General features: G+C 74.4%; 6 protein-coding genes. 4 read left to right on the forward strand and 2 right to left on the reverse strand.

Going from position 1 to position 7,347, the window contains the following annotated elements; genetic code table 11:
* Positions 1–249: 249 nt before the first annotated feature.
* Positions 250–1,758, reverse strand: coding sequence for a gluconokinase (locus tag Q7T67_RS15045; RefSeq protein WP_304791274.1), 1,509 nt, complete (start codon positions 1,756–1,758; stop codon positions 250–252).
* 7 nt (positions 1,759–1,765) lie between these two features.
* Positions 1,766–2,449, reverse strand: coding sequence for a hypothetical protein (locus tag Q7T67_RS15050; protein WP_304791277.1), 684 nt, complete (start codon positions 2,447–2,449; stop codon positions 1,766–1,768).
* A gap of 128 nt (positions 2,450–2,577) precedes the next feature.
* On the opposite strand from Q7T67_RS15050, the gene Q7T67_RS15055 reads away from it, so the two are divergent.
* From Q7T67_RS15055 to Q7T67_RS15070, 4 genes are all read left to right on the forward strand, one after another.
* Positions 2,578–3,381 (forward strand): dienelactone hydrolase family protein, encoded by an 804-nt coding sequence (locus Q7T67_RS15055; RefSeq protein WP_304791280.1) that lies wholly within the window; start codon positions 2,578–2,580, stop codon positions 3,379–3,381.
* A gap of 146 nt (positions 3,382–3,527) precedes the next feature.
* Positions 3,528–3,926, forward strand: a complete 399-nt coding sequence (locus tag Q7T67_RS15060) for a MerR family transcriptional regulator (RefSeq protein WP_304791282.1) — start codon at positions 3,528–3,530, stop codon at positions 3,924–3,926.
* Positions 3,923–5,374: an adenosylhomocysteinase gene (gene ahcY, locus Q7T67_RS15065; protein ID WP_304791285.1), complete on the forward strand. Its 1,452-nt coding sequence runs from the start codon at positions 3,923–3,925 to the stop codon at positions 5,372–5,374. The genes Q7T67_RS15060 and ahcY overlap by 4 nt, the downstream gene beginning before the upstream one ends.
* A gap of 281 nt (positions 5,375–5,655) precedes the next feature.
* A complete protein-coding gene (locus Q7T67_RS15070) occupies positions 5,656–6,948 on the forward strand; it encodes a hypothetical protein (protein ID WP_304791288.1) in 1,293 nt (430 codons plus the stop codon).
* The last annotated feature ends 399 nt before the right edge of the window (positions 6,949–7,347 follow it).

The following is a 7,347-nucleotide window of genomic DNA, read 5'->3' on the forward strand; positions in this document are numbered from 1 at the left end:
CGGACCGGGGACCGTCGCCGGGCGGGCGGGGACCGCCGCTGAGCGGGCCGTCACTGGGCGGGCGGGGGCGGAGGGGCGGGCGGACATGGGTGCTCCTGGGGGTCGCTGGCCGGGACCGCGCGCCGCGGGCCGCCGGGTCGCGCCGGTGACGTCGAGGACGACGGTCCGGCGTGGTGGGCGGGATCCTCGCACCCCGGGCCCGGGACGGCGCCGGATGGAGGGGCCGCGCGCGGCCGCCGCGTCCGCGCCTCAGGCGTCGCCGGACAGGCGCCGCAGGTCCCGCAGCCCGGGCTCCAGCGCGTCCTGCAGGCCGGCGAAGACCGGGAGGAGCGCTGCGTAGCGCCCGGCGGTCGCGGGGTCGGGCACGCGGGTCTCGGCGATCGCGATCCGGCCGGCGAGGTCGTCCGCGTCGTCGACGAGGCGCAGGGCGTGCATGCCGACGACCGCGGCGCCCAGGGCGGAGCCGTCGTGCTGCTGGGGGAACCCGACGGGGAGTCCGAGCACGTCGGCCAGCAGCTGCCGCCAGAACGGGCTGCGCGCGAACCCGCCGGTGGCCCGCAGCTCGTCGACCGCGTGGCCGGCCTCCCGCAGGGACTCCAGGACGAGGGCCAGCTGCAGGCAGACCCCCTCGACGGCCGCCCGGACCAGGTGGCCGCGGCCGTGCCCGGCGGTCAGGCCGACGTACGCCCCGCGCGCGTCGCCCCGCCACGTCGGCGCGCGCTCGGCGAGCAGCGACGGCAGCAGCACCAGCCCGTCCGAGCCGGCCGGGACGTCGGACGCCAGGGCCAGCAGCGCGTCCTCGGCGCCGCTGCCGAGGTCGGGCGCGAGCGCGTCCCCCACCCACCGCAGGACCGATCCGCCGTTGCTGATCGCCCCGCCGGTGACCCAGCGCCCGTCGTCCAGGACGTAGCTGAAGAGTCGCCGCCGCGGGTCGACGCCCGGTCGGTCGACGGTCAGGCGCAGCGCCCCGCTCGTGCCGATGGAGCACGCCGCCAGCCCGGGCCGCAGGGCGCCGACGCCGACGTTGGCCAGCGGTCCGTCGCCGGCGCCTGCGACCACCGGGGTGTCTCCGGGCAGCGCGACCGCTGCGGCGGTGTGGGCGGTGAGGCCCCCGAGGATCGTCGTCGTGGCCACGACGGGGGCGAGGAGCCCGGCGTCGATCCCGGCGAGCCGCAGCGCGCCCGCGTCCCAGTCGCGCGTCGAGGCGTTCCAGAGCCCGGTGCCCGAGGCGACGGACGCGTCGATCGCCCACCGCCCGGTCAGGGCGTGCAGGACGAGCTCCTTCACGCCGACCCACCGCCGCGCCGCCCCGAACGTCCGCGGGTCCTCGTCGCGGAACCACGCGAGCTTGGCCAGCGGCGCCATCGGGTGGACCGGCGTGCCGGTGCGGTCGTGGACGCCGGGGTCGGCGGCGCGGATCGCGTCGGCCTGCGCCCTCGCGCGCGTGTCGGCCCACGTGAGGACCGGCGTCAGCGGGCGGTCGTCGCCGTCGAGCGCGCAGAGCCCGTGCATGGCGGTCGACACCGCGATGCCGGCGACGTCGAGGTCCAGCTCCCGGCACGCCGCCGCCGTCGTCCGGATCGTCCGCAGCACCGCGCCGAGGACGAGCTCCGGGTCCTGCTCGGCGCGCCCCGGCCGGGCGACGTCGAGCGGGTAGGGGTGGGCGGCGCCGGCGAGCGCCGCGCCGTCCGTCGCGAACGCGGTCGTCTTCGTGGCCGTCGTCCCGACGTCGACCCCGAGGACGACGATGCGCCGCACGTCGTCCTCAGCCGAGGTCGGTCGCCTCGATCAGGCCGGGAGGGTCGGTCCGCGCGGGCCCGGTCGGGAACGCCAGGCGGACGAGGCGCTGCCCGTCGACGCTGACGTGGGCGACCACGGGCGGGACGACGGTCGCGGAGAGCTCGTCGAGCGCCTGGGCGACCGACACGAGGCTGGGGCGCAGGCGCACGCGCCAGGCGTCGATCTTGCCGGCGGGGACGGTGACCTTCTCGCGCTTCTCGACGCGGACGTCCAGCGGCCAGTGCACGATCGCGGTGAGCCACACGGGCGGGACGAACTTCGCCTTGTCCGCCAGGGGCAGCACGCGCAGCGCGAGCGCGAGGGCGGGGGCGGGGACCATCTCGCGCGGGTAGGCCGAGATGTCGCCGCCCATCTGCGGCACCTGGACGTCGCGGAACGCGGCGGACTCGGTGAAGACCTCGCGGTCCTTGTCGCGCAGCTCGATCGACTGGGACTGGGCGAGCAGGACGCCCGAGCGGCGGCGGAACCGCGTCTCCACGGTGCCGGTCAGCCGGCCGAACGCCTCGCCCGAGATCCCCTGGACGAGCTCCCGGTCGCCCTCGGTGCGGAGGGTCAGGCTGCCGGTGCCGACCTCCTCGCCGTCGACCAGCCCGCGGAACGTGGTGGTCTCGGGGGCCTCGAGCCCGGGATCGGGCAGCGCGTCTTCCATGCGCGGGACGATGGCAGGTGCGGGCCCGCGGGGGAGCGGGACGGGCCGCTGCCCGACGCGCCGGCCGGCACGCCGCCGACGGGCGATGCGACCGCGGGTAGCATCGGCGCCCACCGACGGAGGACAGCATGGGCATCGAGCGGTACGAGCGCGGGACGTTCACCCACCAGGGCACGACGCACGACGTCTATCGGCGCGGGTCGGGGCCGGCGGTCCTGGTGATCGCCGAGGTGCCGGGGATCACGCCCGAGGTGATCGCCTACGCCGACCGGGTCGTCGACCGCGGCTGCTCCGTCGTCCTGCCGCACCTGTTCGGCCGGGTCGAGGGCGCGTCGCGCGACCCGCGCAACCTGGCCCGCACGTTCGCGCACGTCTGCGTGTCGAAGGAGTTCAACCTGTTCGGGCTGCGGCGGCAGTCGCCCGTCACGGACTGGCTGCGGGCGCTCGGGCGCGCGGAGCACGAGCGGGCCGGCGGGCCGGGCATCGGCGTCATCGGCATGTGCCTGACCGGCGGCTTCGGCCTGGCGATGATGGCCGACGACTGGGTGCTGGCCCCCGTCCTCAGCCAGCCCTCGCTGCCGGTCGGTCTCACGAAGCGCCACCGGGCGGACCTCGGCGTGGACGACGCGACGCTCGCGAAGGTCAAGGCGCGCGCGGCCGACGGCTCGTGCCTGCTGGCGCTGCGGTTCACGGGCGACAGGCTGTCGCCGGGAGAGCGCTTCCACCGCCTGCGCCACGAGCTCGGGGACCGCTTCCTCGCCGTCGAGATCGACTCCTCCCGGGGCAACCCGCACGGCAACTCCGTCGTGGCGCACTCCGTCGTGACCGTCGACCTGCAGGACGTCCCGGGCCACCCGACCCGCGAGGCGCTGGACCGCACGCTCGACTTCTTCGCGGAGCGGCTCGGGGTGGACGCGCCCGTGACCGCCTAGGGACCGGGGCGGCGGACGCGGCCCGAACCCCGGGCGTCGTCCGCCGCCGTCCCCGGCGGCGACGGTCGACGCAACCGATCGAGCCCCCCGCCCCGTAGACCCGGTCGTAACCTTGACACGACCGTGGTAAGGTTACGAAGTCCCGCATGGACGCACTGACTATTCACGAGGCGGCGGAGACCACGGGCTGGAGCCCGCGGATGCTCCGCTACATCGAACGCATGGGGCTCGTCGAGCCCGAGCGGTCGACGGGCGGCTACCGCCTGTTCGGCCCTGGCGAACTCCAGCGCCTGCGCACCTTGCGCGGCCTGCTGGACGAGCAGGGGCTGGCTCTCGGGGAGGTCGGTTTCGCCCGCCGGTTGCAGCACGACGACGTGCTGCGGACGGCGGTCGAGGACTGGCTCGAGGCTGAGCCGGCGCGCCCCGCCCACGTCCCGGTCGACGACTGGCTGACGTGGGAGCAGGACAAGCACGAGCGATTGGTGGCGGAGGCCGCACGTCGCGCCGACACCACCGCCACCACGAACCTCACGGAGACGCTATGAGCACCGTCATTCAGAAGAACGACTACAAGGTCGTCGACCTGAACCTGGCCGCCGCCGGCCGCAAGCAGATGGACCTCGCCGAGCACGAGATGCCCGGTCTGATGTCCACCCGTCGCGAGTTCGCCGACGCGCAGCCGCTCAAGGGCGCCCGCATCATCGGCTCGCTGCACATGACGACGCAGACGGCCGTCCTCATCGAGACGCTCACGGCGCTCGGTGCCGAGGTCCGCTGGTGCAGCTGCAACATCTTCTCCACGGACGACCAGGCCGCCGCGGCCGTCGTCGTGGGCCCGAACGGCACGCCCGAGGATCCCCAGGGCGTCCCCGTCTTCGCCTGGAAGGGCGAGACGCTCGAGGAGTACTGGTGGTGCACGGAGCAGGTCGTCGCCGGCTGGGGCGCCGAGGGTCCGAACATGATCCTCGACGACGGTGGCGACGCCACGATGCTCCTGCACAAGGGCCGCGAGTTCGAGCTCGCCGGCGCCGTGCCGGACCCGTCCACCGGTGAGACCGAGGAGGAGAAGGTCTTCCTGAGCCTCCTCACCGCCTCGCTGCCGACGCACCCGAACCGCTACACCGAGCTGTCCGACGGCATCCTCGGCGTCACCGAGGAGACCACGACGGGCGTCCACCGCCTGTACGAGCTCGCCAAGGAGGGCAAGCTCCTCTTCCCGGCGATCAACGTCAACGACTCGGTCACCAAGTCGAAGTTCGACAACCTCTACGGCTGCCGCCACTCGCTGATCGACGGTCTCAACCGCGCGACCGACGTCATGATCGCCGGCAAGCGCGCCGTGGTCTGCGGCTTCGGCGACGTCGGCAAGGGCTCCGCCGACTCCCTCCGTGGCCAGGGCGCTCGCGTGATCATCACCGAGATCGACCCGATCAACGCGCTGCAGGCCGCGATGGAGGGCTACCAGGTCACCACGCTGGAGTCCGTCATCGAGGAGGCCGACATCGTCATCACGACGACCGGCAACAAGGACATCCTCACCAAGGAGCACCTGCGGTCGCTGAAGAACAAGGCGATCGTCGCGAACATCGGTCACTTCGACAACGAGATCGACATCGCCGGTCTGGCGTCGACCCCGGGCATCACCCGCGTCGAGGTCAAGCCCCAGGTCCACGAGTGGGTCTTCGAGGACGGTCACTCGATCATCGTCCTGTCCGAGGGTCGCCTGATGAACCTCGGCAACGCGACGGGTCACCCCTCGTTCGTCATGTCCAACTCCTTCACGAACCAGACGATCGCCCAGATCGAGCTGTTCACGAAGAACTCGGACTACGACAAGCAGGTCTACGTCCTGCCGAAGCACCTCGACGAGAAGGTCGCGCGTCTGCACCTCGACGCCCTCGGCGTCAAGCTGACGAAGCTCACCGACGAGCAGGCCGCCTACATCGGCGTCCCGGTCGAGGGCCCGTACAAGCCGGACCACTACCGGTACTAGCGGCCCGCCGCCTTCGGGCGGCGACCGCGCAGCACCCGCCCGACGACCGCCGACCGGTGGTCGCGGGCAGCTTCCCGAGTCATCTCGGAATCCGATTCAGCACACGACGGGCGGCCCACGGGCCGCCCGTCGTCGTGCGTGGGCCGCGCCCCGTCGCGCCGCCGTCGCGGGTCGCCGCCGTGGAGACGGCGACGCGGACCGGACATCGGTGCGACCTCGGCGAAGGTCAGGCCCCGGGCGGGTAGCCTGCGGGCCGTCCTGCTCCTCGTCCCGGGCCCGCCATGTCGTCCCCTCATCACCCAGTCCTCCGCGCGGCCCACCGACGCATCGCGGCGCCGGTCGCGCTCGTCCTCGTCGCGCTCGGGGCGACCGCCGCGCCGTCCGCCGCCGACGACGGCTGGATCTTCTCGCGGTGCCAGCCGCAGCTCTGCCGCGTCGACGGCGACGGCCGCCATCGGACGACGATCACCACCGACGGGCTGAACCTCGCGACCTACGGGACCCCGGTCGGCTCCAGGGACGGGAAGGTCCTCGGCTACGACACGCTGACGGCGCCGCTCGGCAGCCCGATGTCGGCGTGGGTGGTCCGGCCGGCCGCGGGGACGGGACCGCAGCGGATCGATCCCGAGGGCACGATGGTCGACCTGGCGCCCGACGGCAGCCGCGCGCTCGTCGTGCAGTCCCGCTGGTACGACCGCGACGGCGGACCGAAGATCTGCACGATCACGACGACGGACGGCGGCGACCGCCGCTGCCTGACGCGGACGCCCGGGGTCGGCTTCTCCGACTACGCGGGGCCGGACCTCCTCCTCGGCAGCTACAACCCGCTCCCGCCGACGCTCCAGTTCCTGCCCGAGGGGACCTCGCGCCTGGACACCATCGTCGAGGCGTCGGCCTCGGGGGCGGTCACCCGCACGGTGGCGGCGCTCCCCGGCTACGGCCTCGTGGATCCCGAGCTGTCCCCCGACGGGCGATGGGTGGTCGCGACGGCGATGCAGCGGCTCGGTCAGGCGGGCCGGATCGCGGTCTTCGACCGGGCAACCGGCGCGCTCGCGCACTGGCTGTCGCCGCAGTTCGAGGTCGGCTACGCGACGGACGACGCACCGGCCTGGTCGCCGGACGGGCGGAGGATCGTCTTCCACCGGCAGGACCCGGGCTACGACGACGCGCTCTACGTCATCGATGTCGACGGCCCGATCGGCAGCGAGCGCCGCGTGGGCTCCGGGACCCTCCCGGTGTGGACCGACGAGGTCCTGCCGCCGGGGGCGAGCCTGCGACCGGCCGGCAAGCCTCAGCCGGGTCCCCGTCCGCAGGTCGCGCTGTCGCGCTCCCGCGTGGTCGTGCGGATGCCGGCAGCCGGGACGGTGCGCGTGGTCCTCGACCGTGCCGTGCGCCGGGCCGGCGGGACGGTCTGGCGCCGTCAGGCCCGGGGCTCCGCGAAGGCCGCGCGGGTCGGGGCCGTGCGTCTCCGGGTCGGTCGGCTTCCGGCCGGTCGGTACCGCGCGACGGTCACGGTGCGCCGGACGGATCGCGTCCCGACCGGCGTGGTCCGCGTGGTCCGCCGCCTGCGCTGAACGGCACGACCGCGCCGCCGCCGGGAGACCGTCGGCGCACCGTGCGCGTCGACAGGCGGGGCATCGCGATATATCGCGCTATTGACGTATCGGTTGAAGCGATATATCGTGATGGCACACCAACGAGAAGGAGTGTCCTCATGGACGCAGTTCGATTCAGCATCAGCAGCACCCCGTCCGGTCCGCGCTCCGGGGATCGCGGCCCGCGCCATCCCCGGCACGACGGCCCCGACGGGTCCGGCGGACGCGGTCCCGGTCGCCACCGCCACGGCGAGCCCGACGGGCCGACCGAGCACGGGTCCCGGCACCACCGGTGCGCGCCCGTCGGCGAGCACGGCGGTCCGGGCGACGGCGAGCGCGGGCACGGCGGCCCCGGGGGCCGCGGCGGAGGCCGAGGGC

It is taken from the genome of Patulibacter sp. (assembly GCF_030655195.1).
In the GTDB taxonomy this organism is placed as follows: Bacteria; Actinomycetota; Thermoleophilia; order Solirubrobacterales; family Solirubrobacteraceae; genus Patulibacter.

Bases quoted from the DNA above. Each gene is read 5' to 3' on its own strand.
- Q7T67_RS15070 (WP_304791288.1), top strand. From the start codon at position 5,656: ATGTCGTCCCCTCATCACCCAGTCCTCCGCGCGGCCCACCGACGCATC.
- ahcY (WP_304791285.1), top strand. From the start codon at position 3,923: ATGAGCACCGTCATTCAGAAGAACGACTACAAGGTCGTCGACCTGAAC.
- Q7T67_RS15055 (WP_304791280.1), top strand. From the start codon at position 2,578: ATGGGCATCGAGCGGTACGAGCGCGGGACGTTCACCCACCAGGGCACG.
- Q7T67_RS15060 (WP_304791282.1), top strand. From the start codon at position 3,528: ATGGACGCACTGACTATTCACGAGGCGGCGGAGACCACGGGCTGGAGC.
- Q7T67_RS15050 (WP_304791277.1), bottom strand. From the start codon at position 2,449: ATGGAAGACGCGCTGCCCGATCCCGGGCTCGAGGCCCCCGAGACCACC.